This window comes from Arthrobacter sp. StoSoilB13, assembly GCF_019977255.1.
Classification (GTDB): Bacteria; Actinomycetota; Actinomycetes; order Actinomycetales; family Micrococcaceae; genus Arthrobacter.
On record NZ_AP024647.1, the window covers coordinates 1,316,260 to 1,337,910 of the forward strand.

At 62.2% G+C, this 21,651-nt stretch carries 12 protein-coding genes, 1 tRNA gene and 4 pseudogenes; 8 read left to right on the forward strand and 9 right to left on the reverse strand.

Annotated features, from left to right (window positions below; all coding sequences use genetic code 11):
- Positions 1 to 11: 11 nt before the first annotated feature.
- The 8 genes and pseudogenes from prmC to argS all read right to left on the reverse strand — a co-directional run bounded on the left by prmC (position 12) and on the right by argS (position 11,271).
- Positions 12 to 884, reverse strand: a complete 873-nt coding sequence (gene prmC, locus LDP01_RS06235) for a peptide chain release factor N(5)-glutamine methyltransferase (protein WP_224087994.1) — start codon at positions 882 to 884, stop codon at positions 12 to 14.
- Positions 885 to 928: 44 nt separating this feature from the next.
- Positions 929 to 2,003, reverse strand: a pseudogene (gene prfA / locus LDP01_RS06240) (peptide chain release factor 1).
- A gap of 303 nt (positions 2,004 to 2,306) precedes the next feature.
- Positions 2,307 to 4,434 (reverse strand): annotated as a pseudogene (rho, locus tag LDP01_RS06245) (transcription termination factor Rho).
- A gap of 307 nt (positions 4,435 to 4,741) precedes the next feature.
- Positions 4,742 to 5,716 (reverse strand): homoserine kinase, encoded by a 975-nt coding sequence (gene thrB / locus LDP01_RS06250; protein WP_224087995.1) that lies wholly within the window; start codon positions 5,714 to 5,716, stop codon positions 4,742 to 4,744.
- 2 nt (positions 5,717 to 5,718) lie between these two features.
- Complete coding sequence (thrC, locus tag LDP01_RS06255; protein WP_224087996.1) at positions 5,719 to 6,822, reverse strand: threonine synthase; 1,104 nt, start codon at positions 6,820 to 6,822, stop codon at positions 5,719 to 5,721.
- A pseudogene (locus LDP01_RS06260) lies at positions 6,823 to 8,140 on the reverse strand (homoserine dehydrogenase). It abuts the gene before it with no gap.
- A complete protein-coding gene (gene lysA / locus LDP01_RS06265; protein ID WP_224087997.1) occupies positions 8,133 to 9,617 on the reverse strand; it encodes a diaminopimelate decarboxylase in 1,485 nt (494 codons plus the stop codon). The pseudogene LDP01_RS06260 and the gene lysA overlap by 8 nt, the downstream one beginning before the upstream one ends.
- Before the next feature lie 4 nt (positions 9,618 to 9,621).
- Positions 9,622 to 11,271 carry an arginine--tRNA ligase gene (gene argS / locus LDP01_RS06270; RefSeq protein WP_224087998.1) on the reverse strand — a complete coding sequence of 550 codons (1,650 nt, stop codon included), beginning with the start codon at positions 11,269 to 11,271 and terminating at the stop codon, positions 9,622 to 9,624.
- Between the two features lie 245 nt (positions 11,272 to 11,516).
- Between argS and LDP01_RS06275 the strand changes: the two genes are divergently transcribed.
- The 6 genes from LDP01_RS06275 to LDP01_RS06300 all read left to right on the forward strand — a co-directional run bounded on the left by LDP01_RS06275 (position 11,517) and on the right by LDP01_RS06300 (position 16,214).
- Entirely contained in the window at positions 11,517 to 11,993 is a 477-nt protein-coding gene (locus LDP01_RS06275) for an FMN-binding protein (protein WP_224087999.1), read from the forward strand.
- Positions 11,994 to 11,998: 5 nt separating this feature from the next.
- A complete protein-coding gene (locus LDP01_RS06280) occupies positions 11,999 to 12,871 on the forward strand; it encodes an FAD:protein FMN transferase (protein WP_224088000.1) in 873 nt (290 codons plus the stop codon).
- A complete protein-coding gene (locus LDP01_RS06285; RefSeq protein ID WP_224088001.1) occupies positions 12,868 to 14,370 on the forward strand; it encodes an FAD-dependent oxidoreductase in 1,503 nt (500 codons plus the stop codon). Before LDP01_RS06280 ends, LDP01_RS06285 begins: the two co-directional genes overlap by 4 nt.
- Before the next feature lie 121 nt (positions 14,371 to 14,491).
- Positions 14,492 to 14,564: transfer RNA gene (locus tag LDP01_RS06290), tRNA-Arg, on the forward strand.
- Between the two features lie 237 nt (positions 14,565 to 14,801).
- Positions 14,802 to 15,818 (forward strand): M4 family metallopeptidase, encoded by a 1,017-nt coding sequence (locus LDP01_RS06295; RefSeq protein WP_224091084.1) that lies wholly within the window; start codon positions 14,802 to 14,804, stop codon positions 15,816 to 15,818.
- 84 nt (positions 15,819 to 15,902) lie between these two features.
- Positions 15,903 to 16,214 (forward strand): protealysin inhibitor emfourin, encoded by a 312-nt coding sequence (locus LDP01_RS06300; protein ID WP_224088002.1) that lies wholly within the window; start codon positions 15,903 to 15,905, stop codon positions 16,212 to 16,214.
- On the opposite strand, the pseudogene LDP01_RS06305 reads toward LDP01_RS06300, so the two are convergent.
- Positions 16,211 to 17,180: pseudogene (locus LDP01_RS06305) on the reverse strand (GlxA family transcriptional regulator). The gene LDP01_RS06300 and the pseudogene LDP01_RS06305 overlap by 4 nt on opposite strands.
- Positions 17,181 to 17,261: 81 nt before the next feature.
- Here LDP01_RS06305 and LDP01_RS06310 point away from each other — a divergent pair.
- Entirely contained in the window at positions 17,262 to 17,432 is a 171-nt protein-coding gene (locus LDP01_RS06310; protein ID WP_224088003.1) for a hypothetical protein, read from the forward strand.
- Between the two features lie 211 nt (positions 17,433 to 17,643).
- Positions 17,644 to 21,651, forward strand: coding sequence for an ATP-dependent RNA helicase HrpA (hrpA, locus tag LDP01_RS06315; RefSeq protein WP_224088004.1), 4,008 nt, complete (start codon positions 17,644 to 17,646; stop codon positions 21,649 to 21,651).

A 21,651-nucleotide genomic window follows, 5' to 3' on the forward strand; every position in this document is an offset into this window, starting at 1 on the left:
GCGCTATTCTTTCACTCATCAGGAGCCTTGTTTGCCAGCACCGCACTCGTGGCACGTTCCTTGCCGTTGAGGTCAAAGTGCGTCATGATGTCCTGCCAACGTCCCGCTCGACGCAACATGCCGCTGATCCAATCCGCCTGGACTTCTGCGTGTTCCATCACGAAGTAGCCGCCGGCTTTCAGGAGGCGGCCCGCGGTAGCCGCTGCCGCCGTCGGGAGTTCCATGCCATCCGCTCCCCCGCCGTACAGTGCTTCGGGCGGATCATGCAGCGCAACTTCCGGCTCGTTCGGGATGGCTTCGGCAGGGATGTACGGAGGATTGGACACCACAACGTCAAAGGAGCCGTTGTGTTCGGGCAAGGCATCCCTAAGATCACCCTGGACCAGGTGGACGCCCAGCGGTTCAAGGTTCCTGCTGGCCCAGGCATGGGCAAAAGTGCTGAACTCCACGGCATGGACTTCAGCCCCTGGAACCTCCTGGGCGATTGAACCGGCAATGGCTCCGGAACCGGTTCCGAGGTCCACGATCTTGGGGTGGGACATTCCGGCCACGTGGTCGATGACAAGCTGGACAACGGATTCCGTTTCGGGCCTGGGGATGAATACGCCAGGGCCCACCCGCAGCTCAAGGTGGCGGAAATACGCGACGCCGGTGATGTGCTGAAGCGGGACGCGCCCGGCACGCTCAGCCACCAGTTCGGCGTAGCCTTCAGGTGCGGGCGAATCACCCAGGAGCATTGCCCGCAACCGGCCCAGCCCCACGCCCAACAGGTGCTCCGCTAGAAGTTCGGCATCGACGCGCGGGGTGGGGACTCCGGCGTCGGATAAAACCGCAGTGGCCTCGCGAACGGCGTCCGCGAGGCTCTGGCCTGGGAAAATCGTCATATCTATGCCCTGACAGCTGGAAATCGGGAGCTGGCGGTGCTCTGCTATTCGCCCAGGGCGTCCAGGCGCGACTGCTCGTCGGCTTCAATCGCCGACTGGATGACCGGTTCCAGATCACCATTCATCACGGCGTCGAGGTTGTAGGCCCTTATACCCGGTGCGGTGGTCCGCGATCCGGTTTTCCGGGAAGTTGTAGGTGCGGATGCGCTCCGAGCGGTCCATCGTACGGATCTGCGACTTGCGCTGTTCGGAGTTGGCGGCGTCGATCTGTTCCTGCTGGTGGGCCAGGAGCCGGGCACGAAGCACGCGCATACCGGCTTCACGGTTCTGCAACTGCGACTTTTCGTTTTGCATGGCCACCACGATGCCCGTAGGCAAGTGGGTGATACGAACTGCGGAGTCGGTGGTGTTGACGGACTGGCCGCCGGGACCGGAGGAACGGTAGACGTCGATCTTGAGGTCGTTCTGGTTGATTTCCAGTTCTTCGGGTTCATCCACTTCCGGAAGCACCAGGACACCGGCTGCGGACGTGTGGATACGGCCCTGCGACTCTGTAACCGGAACGCGCTGTACCCGGTGCACGCCGCCCTCGAACTTCAACCGCGCAAAGACGCCCTCCGCGGGGTCGTTCGAGTTGCCCTTGATGGCCACGGACACGTCCTTGTACCCACCCAGGTCAGACTCCGTGGCGGATATCATCTCGGTCTTCCAACCCCGGGACTCGGCGTAACGCATGTACATACGCAGAAGGTCACCAGCGAACAACGCAGCTTCGTCGCCGCCTTCGCCACCCTTGACCTCAAGGATGACGTTGCGGGCGTCGTCAGGATCACGGGGAATCAGCAAACGGCGCAACTTCTCCTGGGCAGCAGGAATCTGCTCCTGCAGCACCTCCACCTCTGCGGCGAAATCGGGATCCTCGGCAGCCATTTCCTTGGCCGCCTCGAGGTCGTCATTGAGTCCGCGCCACTTGTTGTACGCCTCCACAATGCCCTGGAGCTGGGCGGAACGCCGCCCCAGTTTCCGGGCCGCAGACTGATCGGCATAAACAGCAGGATCACTCAACTGCGCCTGGATAGCAGCATGTTCATCAAGCAATCCCTGAACGGACTCAAACATTTTCAAACCTCTTTCGACTTCAACAAGTCTAATAACTGCGACGAGGGGCTACGTACATCCCTCGTCGGCTGTGCCAACACACGCCGCGCTGAGCACTTGTGGTGCCGAGCCAAGGATCTCCGGTTAAACAAAGACCGCTCAAAATATGCCGGCCAGGGAAGGTGGGCCGGGAACGGAACGAGCCGCCGATTCTGCTGCCCCGGGAGTGGCTTCGGGCCTGCCGGAGCGTGGTGGCCAAGTCCGTAAGGACGTGGCCACCACGCGTAGGGGCGGGGGCAGCAGAATCAGCGGCTCAGTAGGCAGCTATTTGTCGTTGTCCGACTTCGCTCCAAGCGTCGTCTTCTGAACCTGCATGAGGAACTCGACGTTGCTTTGCGTCTCCCGGATCTTGTTCGTCAGCAGCTCAAGGCTCTGCTGCTGCTCAAGGCCTGAAAGGACCCGGCGCAGCTTCCACATGATCTTGACTTCTTCCGGTGAGAGCAGGTTCTCTTCGCGACGCGTGCCGGACGCGTTGACGTCCACGGCCGGGAAGATTCGCTTGTCTGCCAGCTGACGGGACAGGCGGAGCTCCATGTTGCCGGTGCCCTTGAACTCCTCGAAGATAACCTCGTCCATCTTGGAGCCGGTCTCGACCAGAGCCGTTGCCAGGATGGTCAGCGAGCCACCGTTTTCGATGTTGCGGGCAGCACCGAAGAAGCGCTTCGGCGGGTAGAGCGCTGCGGAGTCCACACCACCGGACAGGATACGGCCGGAGGCTGGTGCTGCCAGGTTGTAGGCGCGGCCCAGGCGGGTCATGGAGTCCAGGAGGACCACCACATCCATGCCCATTTCGACGAGGCGCTTGGCGCGTTCGATGGAGAGCTCGGCAACCGTGGTGTGGTCATCTGCGGGACGGTCGAAGGTGGAGGCAATGACCTCACCCTTGACGGTGCGCTGCATGTCCGTGACTTCTTCGGGACGTTCGTCAACCAACACCATCATGAGGTGGACCTCAGGATTGTTGGTGGTGATCGCGTTCGCAATGGACTGCAGGATGAGCGTCTTTCCGGCCTTGGGCGGGGAGACGATCAGGCCACGCTGGCCCTTGCCGATCGGAGCCACGAGGTCGATGACACGCGGACCGATCTTCTTGGGGTCGGTTTCCAGGCGCAGGCGCTCGGACGGGTACAGCGGCACGAGTTTGGCGAACTCGACGCGGTCCTTGAGCTCTTCAGGAGTCTTGCCGTTGACCGAAGTAACACGAACGAGGGCGTTGAACTTCTGGCGCGAGGACTGCTGGTTGCGGTCTTCACCTTCGCGTGGCGCACGGATGGCGCCCACGACGGCGTCTCCCTTGCGGAGGTTGTACTTCTTGACCTGTGCCAGCGAAACGTAGACGTCGTTCGCGCCGGGGAGGTAGCCGGAAGTCCGGATGAATGCGTAGTTCTCCAGGACGTCCAGGATGCCTGCTACGGGGAGCAGGACGTCGTCTTCGGTAACCTCGATGTCATCAACATCCGGGCCCTGCGCACGGCCGCGACGGCGTTCGTTGCGGTCGCGGAAGCGGTCGCTGCGGGTGTTGCCGTCCCGGCTCTCCTGACCGCCACGACGGTCGCTGCGCTCGTTCTGATCGTTGCGATCACGGCGGTTCCTGCGGTTGCGGCGATTGCCCGTATCTTCGAGGTCGTTGGTGTCCTCGCGGCGGCCGCGGGAGTCACGACGTTCACGCGACTGATCGCCAGAGTCGGCCTGTTCGCGCTGTTCGCGCTGTTCCGTACGTTCGGCACGCTGTTCACGCTGGTCAGTACGCTCGGCGCGCTGTTCGGTCCGCTCGGCGCGCTGTTCGCGCTGTTCGGTCCGCTCGCCACGCTGCTCGGCGGCCGGGGCTTCTGCAGTTTCGTCCGGAGCTGCAGCAGTCTCGCTGCGACGACGGTTACGGGTGCGGGGCTGGCGACGCTCGGTGGCGGCTTCGCTGCCTTCCGGTGCTGCCTCGGGCTCTGACACCGGCGCGGGCCGGCGCTTCAGCAGGTGCAGCGGCCTCTGCCGCGGCAACGACGCCATCGCTGGTGGCGCGGCGGCTACGGCCACGTCCACGTCCACGAGGGGCTTCCTGGGCCGGCGCTTCCGTGCCCACTTCAGCGGCAGGAGCGCTCTTCTCCGCAACCTTGGCCTCGGCAGCCGGGGCTGCCTTGGGCGCGGTGGCAGCCTTCGTCGACGCCTTGGCCGGGGCCTTGGCGGTAGAAGTCCCTGCACGATGGGCGGAAATGGCTGTAACCAAGTCCCCCTTACGCATACGGGACCCACCGGAAATCCCCAGCTGGCTGGCAAGAGCCTGGAGCTGGGCGAGCTTAAGGCCTGCAAGGCCGCTGCTCTTGGTGGTTGCTGCTGTTGACGACTCAGCAGCAGAAGTTGTTGTGTCCACAGCTGAAGCCAGCTCAGTGGTTTCTGTCACGAAGGATCCTTCCCCCTCGACGGCGTCCAGAGCGAGAGCTGGACGCGATGATTTGTTCTGGGCTGCAGTTCAGATCTGCAGCCGGTGATTTCGGCCGTGCCTGATGGATTGTGGCCAACAGGGCCGGATACTGATCGTCTTCACTGAACCCAGTTGCCCGGACAGCCGACTGAATATTCAGGGAACAGAGAGAGTTCTGCGGCACCTGAGACAGGCCGGAAGGAGACGGCACCGCCAGACGTTGGCACAGTTGACGAAAGGAACAGCGAAACCGCCGAAATCCAAAATCAGGGAACTGCCCGCGGCTTTACCGCCGGTGCACTTCCACTCTAGCACCTTCAACGTCCACAGCCAGCGTCATCACGTGCCAACCGACGTTGGGTGTGTTGGTGGCAGTAAACGCCTCGATGAATTCGACAACGGTTGCCGCTTCGCCGGGGCCGTTGGCCAGGACCATGACAGTAGGACCGGCACCGGAAACCACGGCAGCGTGACCGGCCGTCCGCAGTGCCGCAAGTAGGTCCGCGCTGGGCCGCATCGCTTCGGCACGGTAGCTCTGGTGCAGGTAGTCTTCGGTACCGGGCAGCAGGAATTCCGGCTGCGTGGTCAACGCGTGGATCAGCAACGCTGCACGTCCGGAGTTCATCGCCGCAGCATGGTGGCCCACCGACGCGGGCAAAAGTCCGCGGGCGGTTTCGGTGGAGAGTTCATAATCCGGAACCGCCACCACGGGAACCACGGATTGGGCCACTTCAGCACGCGTACTGCTGTACTGCTCGCTGTCCTGCCATGACAGCGCCAGCCCGCCGAAAATGGCGGGGGCGACGTTGTCCGGGTGGCCTTCCATTTCGCTGGTCAGCTGCAGGATCCAGTCAAGATCCTGCTGCGCCTCTTCTGGAACCAAGGAATTGGCGGCAGTAACGGCGGCTACAACTGCGGAAGCTGAGGAACCGAGCCCGCGTCCATGCGGATTGACGTTGTCAGCAGTGATCCTTAGCCCGGAGTGCCGGAAACCCAAACGTTCCAAGGCAAGGTCGATCGCACGCACCACCAAGTGGCTGGAGTCGCGCGGAAGGGTATCGGCGCCCTCACCGGAGAGCTCGAACTCGAGCTCTCCGGTGGTGAGCGTTTCCACCGTCAAGGTGTCATAAATTGAAAGGGCCAAGCCGAGGCTGTCGTAGCCGGGACCCAGGTTGGCACTCGTACCGGGGACCTTGACGGTCAGCCGCTGGCCTGCCGCGACGAGTCTACGATCGGTCGCGGTGGGCTGCGTTTGTTCCACTCTTATTTTTCTTCCAGTCCCAGTTCCGCGGCAACGGTTACGACATCGTTGGACACCTTGACCGGCTGGACATCGCTACCGTCCTGCGTGCGGAGGGCCCACTGGGGGTCCTTCAGTCCGTGGCCGGTAACGGTGATGACGATGGTCTTGCCGGACGGAACCTCACCAGCAGCGTGTTTCTTGATCAGGCCTGCCACGCCGGCAGCCGAGCCGGGCTCGACGAAGACGCCTTCCTTGGAAGAGAGCCAACGGTGGGCGTCCAGGATTTCCTCATCCGTGACAGCTTCAATCAGGCCACCGGATTCGTCACGGGCGGCGACAGCCGTGTCCCATGATGCCGGGTTGCCGATGCGGATGGCAGTGGCAATGGTGTCCGGTTCAGTGATCGGGTGCCCTGCAACGAACGGCGCAGCACCCGCAGCCTGGAAACCCCACATGATGGGTGTCTTGCTGGAGACGGCCGGCAGTGTACCGTTGGCAGTCTCGAAGGGAGCGGCGTACTCCTTGTATCCCTTCCAGTAGGCAGTGATGTTGCCGGCATTGCCCACGGGCAGAACGTGGATATCCGGGGCATCGCCCAGGGAGTCCACAACTTCGAAGGCACCGGTCTTCTGGCCCTGGATACGGGCAGGGTTGACCGAGTTCACCAGGAAGACCGGGTAGGACTCGCCCAGCTTGCGGGCGATGTCCAGGCAGTTGTCGAAGTTGCCGTCCACCTGCAGCAGCGTGGCGCCGTGCGCGATTGCCTGGCTGAGCTTGCCCATGGAGATCTTGCCTTCGGGGACCAGCACAGCGCACTTGAGGCCTGCGGCCGTTGCGTAAGCCGCGGCCGAGGCCGAGGTGTTGCCGGTCGAAGCACATACAACAGCCTTGGCGCCGGCTTCGACGGCTGCCGTCATAGCCATGGTCATGCCCCGGTCCTTGAAGGAACCCGTGGGGTTCATGCCTTCGACCTTCAGGTACACCTGCGAGCCGGTCAGCTCGGAAAGCTTCTGTGCGTGGACGAGCGGGGTGCCGCCCTCGCCGAGGGTGATGACCTTCGTGGCTTCCGTTACAGGCAAACGATCAGCGTATTCGCGGATTACTCCGCGCCATTGGTGAGCCACTTAGACCCCTTCTACCCGCAGTACGGATGTCACAGAATTGATGACGTCAAGGCCCTTGACGGCCTCGACGGTTGCTGCGAGTGCAGCTTCGGATGCACGGTGCGTCACGATTTTCAGCTCAGCCGACTCAACATTCGAGGCGGCATCGCGGTGGATCGTTTGACGCATGATCTCGATGGATACGCCGTTCTCCGCAAAAATGTGGGCGATGCGAGCCAGCACACCTGCCTGGTCTGCTACATCCAGACCGATGTAGTAACTCGTAGTGGAGGCATCAATGGACAGTGCCGGAACATGACCAGTAGTTGTTTCCGTGCGGCCGGGGGCCGCCAAGGACCAACCGCCGGGCAGCGGAGACGAGGTCGCCCAACACAGCAGAGGCAGTGGGAGTGCCCCCGGCACCCTGGCCGTAGAACATCAGTTCACCAGCGTTTTCGGCTTCAATGAAGACTGCGTTGAATGCGCCACGGACTGCTGCCAACGGGTGTTCGCGCGGCAGGAGGGTGGGGTGCACGCGCACCGAAATTCCGCTGCCGTTCCCTGAGGCTTCGATTTTCTCAGCGATGGCCAAAAGCTTGATGACGAAGCCGGCTTCCTTGGCCGAAGCGATGTCCGCAGCACTGACCTTGGTGATCCCTTCGCAGTAGACGTCGTCCAGGGAGAACCTTGTATGGAAGGACAACGATGCCAGGATCGCTGCCTTGGCCGCTGCGTCATGGCCCTCGACGTCGGCAGTGGGATCTGCTTCGGCATAACCGAGCCGCTGGGCTTCGGCAAGGGCGTCCGCAAACTGTGCGCCAGTGCTGTCCATCTGGTCAAGGATGAAGTTGGTGGTCCCGTTCACGATCCCGAGAACCCTCGTAATGCGATCGCCGGAGAGGCTGTCGCGGATCGGGCGCAGGATGGGAATAGCACCGGCAACCGCAGCTTCGTAGGACAGCTGAACGCCGGCCTTGTCAGCCTCTTCGTAGAGAGTGGGGCCATCTTGCGCGAGCAGTGCCTTGTTGCCGGTGACAACGCAGGCGCCATTCTGGATGGCGGTGACGATGAGCGTACGCGCGGGTTCGATGCCGCCCATGAGCTCGATCACGAGGTCTGCGTCCTTGACGAGGGTCTCGGCGTCCGTGGTAAAGAGTTCACGCGGCAGTTCGACGTCGCGCGGCGAGTCGAGGTTGCGCACGGCAATACCGGACAGCTCGAGGCGGGCGCCACTGCGGGCGGCCAGTGCCTCGGCGTCGTCAATAAGAATGCGCGCGACCTGGGCCCCTACATTGCCACAGCCCAGCAGGGCCACCTTCAGGGTTCGCACTTCAGACATTCGCCACTCCCATGTCGCGGTTCAAGAGATCTTCTTCGGTTTCCCCGCGGACAATGAGCCTGGCGGCTCCGTCGCGCACAGCGACAACGCCAGGCCGGGCCAGGTAGTTGTAGTTGCTGGAGAGGGCCCAGCAATATGCGCCGGTACCCGGTACTGCGAGCAAATCACCGGCTGCCACATCCGCGGGCAGATATACATCTCTAACAACTATGTCGCCGCTCTCGCAATGTTTGCCCACTACGCGGGACAGTTGCGGAGCTGCATCGGAGTCGCGGGACGCCAAAATCGCCGAATAATCCGCGTCGTAAAGCACCGGACGGGCGTTGTCGCTCATTCCGCCGTCCACCGACACATACCGACGCGGATACGTAACGTTCTCAAGACCTGTTTCGGTGCCCGGAACGTCCACGCGAACAGTTTTAAGCGTTCCTACCTCATACAAAGTGAATGTGGTGCTCCCGACGATCGCGCGTCCGGGTTCGATGGAAACGCGGGGCGCTTCGATGCCGAGTTCCGCGCACTTTGAACGCACGACGGCGGCCATCGCCTGCGCGATTTCAGCTGCAGGGCGGGGAGTGTCCTCTGGCGTATAGGCGATACCGTAGCCGCCCCCGAGGTCCAATTCAGGCAGGACGACGGAGTATTTGGCCTGCATCGCTGCCTGAAAGCCGAGGAGTTTTTCCGCGGCCAGCGCGAATCCGTCCGCCTCGAAGATCTGGGAACCGATGTGGCAGTGCAACCCCAGGAGCTCCACACTCGGGTATGACGTCGCGGCGGCAACGGCTTCCTCAGCTGCGGACAGGCCGGCTTCCTCGGTGGAGTCCTCCGCCATGGAGAGGCCAAACTTCTGGTCTTCGTGCGCTGTGGCGATGAATTCGTGGGTGTGGGCGTGCACCCCTGGCGTGAGGCGCAGCATGACCTTGGCGGTTTCGCCGCGGCTGGAAGCAATCTTGGCTACGCGTTCCAATTCATCGAGGCTGTCCACCACGATGCGGCCCACCCTCATATCCAGCGCCCGGTTGATCTCCGCGTCGGATTTGTTGTTGCCGTGGAGGCCCAAATTGGCCCCAGGGATTCCGGCGCGGGCGGCAACAGCCAGTTCGCCCCCGGAACAGGTGTCCAGGCGAAGGCCTTCCTCAGCTACCCACTGTGCCACAGCCGTGCAGAGGAAGGATTTTCCCGCGTAGTAGACATCCACTCCCCCGCAGATGTCAGTGAAAGCGTCGTCGAAGGCGTCCTTGAAAGCACGGGCACGCGCACGGAAGTCGGATTCGCTCATCACAAAGAGTGGCGTGCCAAACTGCGCCTTGAGGTCGCTGACTGAAATCCCGTCAATGGTGACCTCACCGGCGTCGTTCTTCTCCACACCGGCCGCCCACATCGGTGCCTGGAGGACGTTAAGGTCCTCCGGGACAGCCAGCCATTCAGGAGCAAGCGGAGAGGCCTGGGGTGAATCTGGTGCGGTGTTTGTGGTCATGGCCTTACATCCGTTCCGGCGCGGAAACGCCTAGCAGTCCGAGTCCGTTGGCCAGCACCTGGCTGGTGGCGTCGTTCAGCCACAGACGGGTCCGGTTCACGTCCAGCACCGGTTCCTCGCCCTGCGGGGAGACACGGCAGGCATCGTACCAGCGGTGGTAGGCACCGGCGATGACCTCAAGATGGCGGGCAACGCGGTGCGGTTCGCGGAGCTCGGCTGCTTTGGCCACGATTGACGGGTAGCTCCCCAAATAGGAGAGAAGCTCGTTCTCCGTGGCATGATCCAGCAGCGATGCGTCGAATACGGACCGGTCCACCCCGGCCTCGGCGGCGTTGCGCGCGGTTCCCCTGGAGCGGGCATGGGCGTACTGCACGTAGAACACTGGGTTTTCGTTGCTGTTCTTCTTGAGCAGTTCCGGGTCCAGTGTCAGCGGCGAGTCGGCAGGGAACCGGGCAAGGGAGTAGCGCACTGCGTCCTTGCCCAACCAGGAAATGAGGTCCTTGAGTTCAATGATGTTGCCCGCGCGCTTGGACAACTTGGCGCCGTTGACGGACACCAACTGTCCAATGAGGACCTCAATGTTTACTTCGGGATCGTCACCGGCGCACGCTGCAATCGCCTTGAGGCGATTGATATAGCCGTGGTGGTCGGCGCCAAGAAGGTATATCTTCTCGGTGAAACCGCGGTCCTTCTTGGAGAGGTAGTACGCGGCATCGGCGGCGAAATATGTCGGTTCGCCATTGGCGCGGATCATGACGCGGTCTTTGTCATCGCCGAAGTCGGTGGTGCGCAGCCAAACGGCGCCGCCGTCGTCGAAGACGTGGCCCTGTTCGCGGAGCCGGGCAACGGCAGATTCAATGGCACCGGCGTCGTGCAGTTCCTTCTCGGAGAAGAAGACGTCGAATTCCACGCCGAAATCTGCCAGCGTTGCTTTAATATCCGCCATCTGTGCCTCGTAGGCAGCAGCACGAATGACCGGCAGGGCAGCCTCGTCTGTGAGTTCACGGATATCCGGGTGCGCCTTGAGTACTTCATCGCCGAGTTCGCGAATGTACTCACCGGGATAGCCGCCCTCGGGGACGCCCCGGCCGTGGAGCCGGGAAAGGACTGAGTTGGCGAAGACGTTCATCTGCGAACCGGCGTCATTGATGTAGTACTCGGCGGTGACGTCGGCTCCCGAGGCCCGCAGCACGCGTGCGATCGCGTCGCCCAGGGCGGCCCACCGGGTGTGGCCAATATGAAGGGGTCCCGTGGGGTTGGCCGAAACGAATTCCATGTTCACAACATGTCCTGCGAGCGCCTGGTTGGTCCCGTAGGTGGAACCCGCCTCAACGATTGCCTTGGCAAGCGCGCCTGCCGTAGCAGCATCAACGGTGATGTTCAGGAAGCCGGGACCTGCGATTTCGACTCCGGTCACGCCGGCGATTCCCTGGAGGCGATGGCTGAGGATTCCGGCGAACTCGCGCGGATTCGTGCCGGCCTGCTTAGCCAATTGCAGGGCAATGTTGGTGGCCCAGTCTCCGTGGTCCCTGTTCTTGGGTCGCTCCACCCGGACGTCTCCGGGGACAGCGGATTCCGCCAAGGCGATTTCGCCGGCAGCGACGGCGTCCTTAAGGCAGGTGGATATGGCAGCAGAGAGTTCTTCGGGAGTCACCCATCCAGCCTACCGGGGGCCCGCAAACTCGTGGAATTAAGGCTCGTTTATGTGGATATCTTGGACACAGCAATCTTGGACACAGCACCTCTACATAAACTGCTGGCGGACCTCACAGACTGAACCATTACGCTGATTTCAACGTTGTGAAGACGTAAGAGGTGGCTTTAAGGGTCATCCACAGACCGACACCATCCCGTTGACCGCATGTTGATCACATCTTGTCCAGTTGAAACGAGCAGAACATGACTACGCCACTCCGCAAGAGCCTCTACGTCGGGTTCGCCAGCGTATCCATTATCGGGACGGCAGCTGCCTGTGCCCCCACAACGGAAGCCCCGTCAACCCAGACTCCGGCTACCCAGAATGGTGGCCAGGCTTCCACCACCAGTCCTTCTTCCTCTGGTTCGGCTGGAAACGGTGACTCCACGTACAAGGACGGCACGTACAGCGCCGATGGAACATATACATCGCCGAACGGCCAGGAGACTGTTGGGGTTCAGCTCAAGCTGGCCGGGGACAAGGTGGAGGCAGTGAATATCACCGTCCACCCCTCCAACCCCAATACGAGGAAGTTCCAGGGCGAGTTTGCCAGCGGTATCGCGGCGCAGATCGTTGGCAAAGACATCGACGACCTCAACGTTTCCAAGGTTGCCGGTTCTTCTTTGACCTCAGGCGGCTTCAACGATGCCGTGGAGCAGATCAAGTCCCAGGCAAAGTAGCAGCCATGCCGCATCCGGGTTGGAGCCGCTTTAGCTTCGAGGGGATCGGTACGCACTGGGAGATTTCGTCGTCGTCGATGCTTGAGCCGGAAGTGCAGCGCCAACTGCTTGCGACGGTAGCGGATTACGACCATACCTATTCACGGTTCAGGCAGGACTCGCTGGTGTCCGCTCTGCAGCGCGGTCCCGGCAGCATTTCCTTGCCCGGGCACTCTGTGGCCCTCCGCGACGTCTACGAGGCGCTGTACCGGATCAGTGGCGGCTCCATGACACCCCTGATCGGCAGTAGCTTGAACCGTCTTGGATATAGTGCCGGCTACACCTTGGTTCCTTCAGGCGCCCCTGAAGGTGCTGCCAGGTGGGAAGACGTCCTGGAATGGTCGGGAACCACGGTTTCGGGCAAGGTTCCGCTGGTATTGGATGTTGGCGCCGCAGGAAAGGGACAGCTCGTGGACCTGCTCGGCGAAGTCCTCCGTTCAGCTGGCTACCTGGACTTCCTGGTGGATGGCAGCGGCGACATGCTGCATTCCGGAAGCCTGCCCGTCACTGTGGCCTTGGAGCATCCTTATAACCCGAAGCGGGCGATCGGCACCGTGGAATTGGACAATTCCGCCCTCTGCGCCTCCGCGTCCAACCGCCGGGCATGGGGGGACGGGCTGCACCATGTATTGGACGGAATCACGGGGCAACCCATCCAAACAACAGTGGCTACCTGGACCATGGCCGCGAGCGCCATGGTGGCCGATGCCTTGGCCACGGCACTCTTCATGGTGGAACCCGCCGCGCTTGAGGCTGAGTTCGATTTTTCCTGGCTACGGGTGTTTTCGAATGGGACTGCCACATTTTCGGCTGGTTTTGAGGGGAGACTGTTCACATGAATGCCATGAAGTCGCGTTTGGACACCTGGTTGGGCCGCTTCACCATGTACCGCCTGATTTTGTGGGTTCTCGGGGTCCTGGTGGCCTACAGCCTGCTCCTGAACGTCTTGGGGTGGCTGACGTTCGGCCTGCCGCAGATGCTGGTTCACCTGTGCGTGTGCCTTGGGCTCACCTATGGATCGAACCGCCTGCTGGCCTTGCTTTTCCGGACCACGCCACATTCGGAGTCTTCACTCATTACCGGCTTGCTCCTGTACTTCCTGTTCTGGCCCACGTTCGTCCCCACTGACATGCTGGGTGTCGCACTGGCTTGTGTCCTGGCCAGCGCTTCGAAATATGCTTTGGCTTTCCGTGGGCGCCACATTTTCAACCCAGCTGCTGCGGGGGCTTTCATCACGGGCTTGACCGGACTGAACATAGCCACCTGGTGGGCCGCAACGCCTGCCATGTTGTGGCTCCTTGTTCCTGGTGTCCTGGCGGTCCTTTACCGCACACGGAAAATGCTGATGGCAACAGTTTTCCTGCTGGTGGCCACCAGCATCGTCTGTGTCGAATTGCTGGGCCGCGGCATGACCTTCGGCCAGGCCCTGTGGCAGCCGTTGGCCCAGCGCCCCTTGCTTTTTTTCGTCGGCTTCATGCTTACTGAGCCCCTCACTCTCCCCCCACGCCGTTGGCAGCAATTGGCACTTGCCGGCGTCGTCGGCGTTGTCTTTGCGGTTCCGTACAATCTGGGCTTCGTGGCCAATTCGCCTGAACTCGCGCTTCTGGTGGGGAACCTGATCGCCTTTTTCCTGGGCCAACGGGGCCGCGTGGAACTGACATTCAAGGGTTCCCGGGCCCTGACACCGGGGACCAGGGAGTTCCGCTTCGAGCCACGGCGCCCTGTCCGCTATGCGGCCGGGCAATTCATGGAGCTGAACCTTCCGCATTCGGGGTCCGACGGCAAGGGCCGCCGCCGGGTCTTCAGCATCACCAGCCCCCCGGGTGCTCCGGAAGTGACCTTCGGCGTTGGAACTGCCGGGCCCCTGTCCACCGCGAAGAAGACGTTGCTGGCGCTAAAGCCCGGTGACATGATTTCCGCCACAGCGGTTGGCGGAGACTTCCTGCTCCCGCGCGACGCCGCCAAGCCGGTCCTGCTGATTGCCGCAGGTATTGGTATCACGCCTTTCCTTTCCCACCTTGCCTCCGACGCCGCAGCCCGCGACACGGTGGTCCTTTACCTTGCCCAAGGGCGCGATGAACTCGCCGCCTGTGAGCAATTGGAGGCGTCCGGTGCAAAGGTGATCGCCCGGCTCGCGGACGGCTCTACTCCCCCGGATTTCATGCACGACGCCGGAACCTCCAGGATCGACGCACAGCGCCTGAAGGAGCTGGTACCGGACATCGGGGCCCGCGAGGTATATGTCTCCGGTTCCCCGGCGAGCGTGGATTCCCTGCGGGCCGCTGCGCACGGTGCAGGGGCGCGGCGCGTACACGTTGACTCGTTTGCCGGGTACTGAACTATGGGTACCGCAGCGCCGCGGCGTGCAGGGCGCTAAAGATCATGGCCGCGTTTTCTTTTGGGGCCAGGTGGCTGCTAAGCTCTAGGACGTCCCACCGGCAACGGAGGGAACCCCGGATGCCCTCGTAGCTCAGGGGATAGAGCGTCTGCCTCCGGAGCAGAAGGCCGTAGGTTCGAATCCTATCGAGGGCACATACAAATACCCCGCCAGTCCAACTGGCGGGGTATTTTCGCGTTCCAGCTCGCGGCCCCAGCTCGCCCCCAGACCCAGCTCGGCCTCCGGGCAGCAACCCGGGTCGCCGCTATCAGTTCAGGGCTTGCCGGGCGAACTCGCCAAAATTGTCAGCCCCCGCTCCTAGGCTGATCACAGTTGCCAGTCGCCAAGAGCCAAAAGGGGTTGCTGTGATTTGTTCAATCGTTCCGCCTTACATGCTTCGAAGGATTGCCGCCCAGAGCGAGCCACGGCTTTGGGCTGTTGCCCGGGCCGCAAAGGAATCACTCCTGCACATCAAGGACCTCCAGGCTGTTCGTGCCGCCCCGGCACCCTCTACTCCGCCCAGTGCAGTGGCGGCACAGCCCGGCCCGCCAAAGCGCACCATCTACGATGCCGACACCTCGGAAAACCTGCCCGGCCGGGTAGTCCGCAAGGAGGGCGCTGCGCCTGTTGGGGACGCCGCTACCGATGAGGCCTATGACGGTTTGGGCAGCACCCACCGACTCTATGCAGAGATCTTCGGCCGGGATTCCGTCGATGGCGCCGGCCTGGCCCTGGACGCTACCGTTCACTACGGCAACCTGTACGACAATGCCTTTTGGGATGGCAATCAGATGGTCTTCGGGGATGGCGACGGGGAGATTTTCCAACGCTTCACCAAGTCAGTGAGCGTCATCGGCCACGAACTGGCCCACGGGGTCACGCAATTTACGGCAGGGCTCAATTACCGCAACCAGGCAGGTGCCCTGAACGAGTCCATGTCAGATGTCTTCGGTGTACTCGTGGAGCAGTACCTGAAGAAGGAAACCACGGAGCAAGCCAGCTGGCTGATCGGCGAGGGCCTTTTTACCGACAAAGTCCAAGGTGCGGCCTTGCGCTCGATGAAGGCCCCGGGCACCGCCTACGACGACGACATCCTGGGCAAGGACCCGCAGCCTGACTCGATGGACACATACGTTCGGACCAGTGCCGACAACGGTGGAGTACACATCAATTCGGGCATCCCCAACAGGGCTTTCTACCTTGTTGCGGCAGAGTTGGGCGGCAATGCATGGGGTGTGCCAGGGCAGATCTGGTACGGGACACTCACCAGCGGGTCCCTGCCGCCAGCCTGCACCTTTGGCAAGTTCGCCAAGGCGACTGCGGCTACTGCGGAAGAACTTTTTGGCGTCGGCTCAGTAGAGCATGACGCCGTCCTGAAGGCGTGGGAGACTGTGAAGGTCAAGGTTTAGACCAGCCGGCGGGACCGTCCGGCCCCGGGCAGTCCCGCCGTCGTTGGCTTTCCGCCAGTTCGTCAAAACGAGAAGTAGCCGGTCATGAAAATCACCGTCCAGCGCAGCGGGGGCATAGCCGCGATGACACGCGTCTGGAGCGTGGAGGCAGTGTCGGATGATGACAAAGAGCGCTGGATGCCGATCGTTGAGGCGTGCCCCTGGGACGAAGCCAAAAGCGAAGCCAGGACTCTGGACGAACCGGATCGATTCACGTACTCCATCAGGGCAGGCCAACGGCGGGCGACACTACCCGAGCGCGCCGTCACGGGGCCCTGGCAGGAACTTGTGGAGTGTGCCAAGGCTGAAGGTTCCGAGTCCCGCGGCCCCCGCGGCCGCCTGGGGGTCCGCCGCTAAATCGCCTCGGCCAATTGCCCGCGGAAGGCCCTCCGGTAACTCTGCGGACTCGTATCCAGCACCTTGGTGAAGTGGTGGCGCAGCAAAACGGAATGCCCGAACCCTGCTTCGCGCGCGATCTCATCGATGTTGAGCTCCGTGGACTCCAGCAGTTCCTGGGCGCGGAGCACACGCTGGGAATTCAACCACGCCGCGGGTGTTGTCCCTGTTTCCGCCCTGAAGCGGCGTGCGAATGTTCTGGGCGACATATGCAGCCGGGCAGCCAATTCGTTGACACTGTGTTCTTCCTCGAGGTGTTCAACCATCCACCGCAGGAGTTCCTCCATGGGTGCTGAACCACAGCGGGGCATGGGCCGGTCTATGAACTGGGCTTGGCCGCCGTCGCGATGGGGTGGGACCACCATGTCGCGCGCAATCGCGGCAGCTACGTTTGCTCCCAACTCCACACGGACAAGATGGAGGCAAGCATCGATTCCGGCGGCGGTCCCTGCGCTGGTAATGATGGTTCCATCCTGTACATAGAGGACATTCTCATCCACTACCACTGCGGGGTATCGACTCGCCAGATCCTGAGAGTAGTGCCAATGGGTGGTGCAGCGCCGGCCGTCAAGCAGGGCCGGCCCGGGCCAAGGCGTATGCGCCGGAGCAGATGGACATCACCCACGCGCCGCGGGCGTGGGCCGCCCGCAGTGCATCCAGGACAGATTCGGGGACCTCCTGGTCCCTTCCGAAAGGCGCCATGATGACAAGGTCCGCATCAGCAGCAGCCTCCAGTCCAAGGTTGACGTGCAAGGACAGGCCGGACTTCATTCGGATGTCCCCCGGTTCCGGCGCGCACACCCTGAAGTCGAAGGCAGGTACGCCTGCGCCACGGTCGGATCTATCGATTCCGAAGACCTCAAAGGCCGTACCGAACTCGAAGATCGAGAAGTTGGGGACAACGATCACGGCTACTGACTTCAACATATCTCCAGTGTGGCAGAAAATTGTCTAAATGGGGCATTTCTGCCACTGTTTCTTGGGTGCCGCCAGGAGAAGACTGAAGCCATGGAAATCTTCGGAATCATCCTCTTCATCATCCTTATCACCGCCGTCGCAGCCACCGTTACCGCCCTTCTCAAGGACGGACGCGGCCACAACCCACCCATCAACTCCAAGGAACCCTGGAGCGCCTTCGACGCTCCGAGTACTCCCTACTGGAACCCCCGCATCTACTAGCCGCCCACCAGCCCACTGGAAGCATCGAGCCAAGATCCGTCCATCCGACGCCCGTCCTTCAGGGAATTCATCAGGATCCCGAACGACGGGCGTCCCTATGCGCCCCGCTTCCACCGCGGCCTTTAGGACAGCGGCGCGGCAGCCGGGCCTGCCCGACATGTGACAGCGACAGCGGACGTTGACAGGAAGCCACAGTAGACTGGCAGCAGCCATGACACTTCATATTTCCTACCCCGCTGAGCTGCCGGTATCCGAGCGCCGCGAGGATCTGATGGCGGCGATCGCCGCAAACCAGGTGACCATCATTGCCGGCGAAACCGGCTCGGGCAAAACTACCCAGATCCCCAAGATGTGCCTGGAACTGGGCCTGGGCGACAAAGGCCTGATCGGCCACACGCAGCCGCGACGACTGGCGGCCAGGACAGTGGCAGAGCGCATCGCGTCCGAGCTGGACGTCGAGATCGGCCAGGAAGTTGGCTTCCAGGTCCGGTTCACTGGCGAGGTCAGTGCATCGACCAAGATCAAGCTCATGACCGATGGCATCCTCCTGGCAGAGATCCAACGGGACAAACTCCTGCGCAAGTACAGCACCATCATCATTGACGAGGCCCACGAACGCAGCCTCAACATCGACTTCATCCTGGGCTATCTGAAGCGTGTCCTCCCCCAGCGCCCCGACCTGAAAATTATCATCACTTCGGCCACTATCGATCCTGAACGCTTCGCCAAGCACTTCGGTACGGAGGAATCCCCCGCACCCATCATCGAGGTTTCCGGCCGCACCTACCCGGTGGAGATCCGGTATCGGCCCTTGTCACAGCCTGCCGGTGCGGACGAGGACAGCTCCGACGACGAACTGGAAGAGGACCGGGACCCACTGGATGCCGTCTGTGACGCCGTGGATGAACTGGCCAAGGAAGCCCCGGGCGATATCCTTGTCTTCTTCTCCGGCGAGCGCGAAATCCGCGACGCCGCCGAGGCCATCAATGGCCGCATCCAGAGCAACCGGCGCCTGGCAGGTACGGAAGTCCTGCCCCTCTTTGCCAGGTTGAGCCTGCAGGAGCAGCATCGGGTCTTCAATCCCGGTGGAAAGCGGCGCATCATCCTCGCCACCAACGTGGCGGAAACCTCGCTGACTGTCCCGGGCATCAAGTATGTGATCGACACCGGCACGGCCCGCATCTCGCGGTACTCGCACCGGACCAAGGTCCAGCGCCTCCCCATAGAACGTGTGTCCCAGGCCTCGGCCAACCAGCGGTCCGGGCGTTGCGGACGCGTCTCCGAGGGTATTGCCATCCGTCTCTACTCCGAAGAAGACTTTGAGTCCCGCCCGCAGTTCACGGACCCTGAAATCCTGCGGACCAACCTTGCCGCCGTCATTCTGCAGATGACGGCCATGGGCGTTGCCCGTGGTCCCAAGGATGTTGAGAACTTCCCGTTCGTCGAACCGCCTGATTCACGCGCGATTAACGACGGCGTCACCCTCCTTCGCGAGCTAGGCGCCCTCAGCCCGGCAACTTCGAGCAGCCCAGGGCCCAAGGATCCCCGCGGCAACCGTCGAAGCGGCAGTGGCCTGACTGCCGTCGGGCAGAAACTGGCCCAGCTGCCGGTGGATCCGAGGCTCGGCCGCATGATTGTCGAAGCCGGCAAACGCGGTTGTGTCCGCGAAGTGATGATTCTGGCAGCAGCGCTTACCATCCAGGATCCCCGCGAACGGCCGACCGACAAGCAGCAACTCGCTGCTGAGAAGCATGCACGGTTCCGCGATGAGAACTCGGACTTCACCGGTTTCCTTAACCTTTGGAACTACATTCAGGAAAAGCAACGCGAGCTGTCCTCAACGCAGTTTCGCCGGCTATGCCGCAACGAATTCATCAACTATCTTCGCGTCCGTGAGTGGCAGGACCTTTTTACGCAACTCCGCCAACTTGCCAAGCCCTTGGGTATCACACTGGACAATAGGCGTGAAGCTGATCCCGTAGGCAACCATGAGGGAATCCACATCAGCCTGTTGTCAGGGTTGCTGAGCCACATCGGCCTCCTTGATGAGCGCAAGCGCGAATACGCGGGCGCCCGGGGCAGCCGCTTCGCGATTTTCCCCGGTTCTGCACTGTTCAAGAAATCGCCTGCATTCGTCATGGCCGCCGAGTTGGTGGAAACGAGCCGCTTATGGGCACGGGTCGCTGCCAGGTTCGATCCCCTGTGGGTGGAGCAAGTAGCCCCGGACCTCGTGAAGCGCTCCTACAGCGAGCCGCATTGGTCCTCCCGGCAAGGGGCCGTCATGGCCCACGAGAAGGTCACGCTGTACGGGGTGCCCATCATCCCGAACCGTCGGGTCAACTATGGCCGCATCGATCCGGAATTGTCCCGGGAACTCTTCATCCGTCACGCGCTCGTGGAAGGCGAGTGGAAGACCCATCACAAGTTCTTCCACCGCAACCGCGCGCTCCTGCAGGAGATCGAGGAGCTTGAAACCAGGATGCGCCGGCGGGACCTCCTGGTGGATGACCAAACCCTGTTCGAGTTCTATGACGCCCGCGTGGGCCAGGACGTCGTGTCCGAACGGCATTTCGATAAGTGGTGGAAGGAGGCACGCCAAGCAGATCCTGGGCTGCTGGACTTCGACCAGTCGCTGTTGATGAGCGAGGACGCCGAGGCCCTCGATGATTCCGCCTACCCCAAAACGTGGCTGCACAAGAGCTTCGAACTTCCACTTAGCTACGAGTTCCATCCTGTGGCTCCTGGGTCTGCTCCGAATCCTTCGGACGGTGTCACCGCCGAAGTTCCGGTGTTGTTCCTGAACCAACTCGACGACGCACCGTTCCGGTGGCAGATCCCGGGACAACGCGTAGAACTGATCACGGCGCTTATCAAGTCCCTCCCCAAGCAGGTTCGGAAGAACTTTGTGCCTGCCCCTGACGTCGCCCGGCAGGCTACGGAGGCCTTGGAAAGAGACTTCGATCCCGCCACGGACGAGCTTGAGCCCTCCCTGGAACTGGTTCTTCGCCGGCTCCGCGGACACGTCATCCCACCGGGATCATGGAACTGGGAAGCAGTGCCTCCCCACCTTCGCGTGAGCTTTAAGGTGGTGGACAGCAAGGGCAAGGTCCTCGACGAAGGCAAGGACCTTGCCCAACTACAGGAAAAACTGGCCCCGGCCACACGTCGGGCAATCGCCGAATCGCTCGGTGCTACACCAGCGACGACGGCACCCGGCAAGGCTGGCACAAGAGCCGGAGCGCCCGGCGCCTCAAACGGCAAGACCGCCGGTTCCGCGGCCGGGACCGTCAGCAGTCCTGATGCGCATCCTGGCACGCACCCCGGCGCCCAACCCGCCCAGGGAGCGGTGTCCGAACGCAGTGGCATCACTGAATGGGACTTCGGGACCGTGCAACGCCAAGTAACCCGAACAGTCAAGGGCCATGCCGTCACCGGCTTCCCGGCGATCGTGGATGAGGGTACCTCTGTAGCCTTCCGCGTCTTCCAAACCCGCCAGGAACAGGAAGCTGCCATGCGTGGCGGGGTGATCCGGCTCCTGGCTCTTCGAATCCCTGCCCCGGACCGGTACGTGCTGGAGCACCTCAGCAATACCGAGAAGCTGACCTTCAGCCAAAATCCGCACGGCTCCGTTAGTGCCCTGATCGCTGACTGCGCCCTCGCTGCCATCGACAAGCTGACGCCGGAGGCCCTGCCGTGGGATAAGGAAGCCTTCGATGCGTTGTATGAAGTAGTCCGCGCTGAGCTGATCGATACCGTATTTACGGTGACGGCCGTCGTCGAACGCATCCTGGCGAGTACTCGCCGGATCCAGAAGCAGCTGAAGGCCAGTGCCAGCCTGCCGCTCATCAGCGCCCTCAATGACATAAAAAGCCAGCTGGAACAGTTGGTCTTTCGGGGCTTTGTGGCACAGACGGGCTACGCGCAGCTGAGCCAGCTTCCGCGGTACCTGCAGGCGATCGAGAAGCGGCTGGAGAAGCTTCCCGGGAACGTGCAGCGCGATGGACTGAATATGGCCATCGTCCAGGCATTGGAGGATGACTACGACGACGCCGTGTCCGCGTTGCTCCCCGGACGCAGGGCAGGCGCGGAATTAACCCGCGTGCGCTGGATGATCGAGGAGCTGCGCGTAAGCCTCTTCGCCGTCGAGTTGGGCACGGCCTACACCGTCTCCGAGAAACGCATTCGAACGGCGCTTAACCAGGCCTTGGCGCCAGCCTAG